Below are 800 nucleotides of genomic sequence, written 5' to 3' on the forward strand. Positions count from 1 at the left end.
GAGGCAGGGCTCTGAAATTGCTGGCCGCTACAACTAACCGGCAACTATTTTAATAACTGGCTGCCTTGCCCATAACGCTCAGGGGCTTTGCGCTCGTGGCGGCTTTCTGTGATCGGTCGCCCCGGAACTGCAGCCTAAATTTATTTTATTGCTGAAGATAAGAACTAAAAGCCCGGCTTTGTTCGTCGAGCTAGAGCCATAGCCGAACAGCGGTCAAAAGCTGAAGTTAATTCCTCAGCCCGCCATGGCGAAAAGCCGCATGTTAGGCGCTCCAATCACGGTATAGCACCGCTCTCCCACTCAGCGTGAGTAATGTACTTGTCCCATTTCAATTCAGCTGACTTACAAGAAATTTCCCATTCAACGTAATAGTCATCAATCGGTGGTTCAAGGAGTCCGCCAAGGGTAAAAATTATACCGCTTCCTGTTTCTACGAATGTGCATTGTGAAACTAACGATATTAGAGACTCAAATATCACTGGCTTTTGAATCTCTACTCTACCTGAATCTTCCCACCTATAGAAGCGTTGGTCAGTAACAGCATTAAGAATCAACGTATTGTCGCCTATTACAATGTTACCTATGCTATCGAAGCTTTCAATGTAACCCCAATCAAATGACAGCTCTAAGCGGTCATTATGAGTCGCAATGTTTGTCACATGAGCATCATGGTGGCTGATCCTGTCAAAATTGCTGCGTAATGAGAATTGCATAAGGTTGCGCCTAACGTTCAGGGGCTTTGCGTCTGTGGCGGCATTCTGTGACCGGTCGCCCCGAAACTGTGGCCCAAAGTTGTTTTA

The 800-nt window shown here is 46.6% G+C and carries 1 protein-coding gene; it reads right to left on the minus strand.

Annotated features, from left to right (window positions below; genetic code table 11):
* Positions 1 to 275 precede the first annotated feature (275 nt).
* Positions 276 to 713, minus strand: a complete 438-nt coding sequence (locus V9K67_RS27055) for a hypothetical protein (protein ID WP_336728256.1) — start codon at positions 711 to 713, stop codon at positions 276 to 278.
* Positions 714 to 800 lie beyond the last annotated feature (87 nt).

Origin of the sequence: Huijunlia imazamoxiresistens (genome assembly GCF_037132455.1) — a bacterium.
Lineage (GTDB): Bacteria > Bacteroidota > Bacteroidia > Chitinophagales > Chitinophagaceae > Flavisolibacter > Flavisolibacter imazamoxiresistens.

Excerpts from the sequence above, each read along its gene's own strand:
- V9K67_RS27055 (WP_336728256.1), bottom strand. The coding sequence starts at position 713 with ATGCAATTCTCATTACGCAGCAATTTTGACAGGATCAGCCACCATGAT.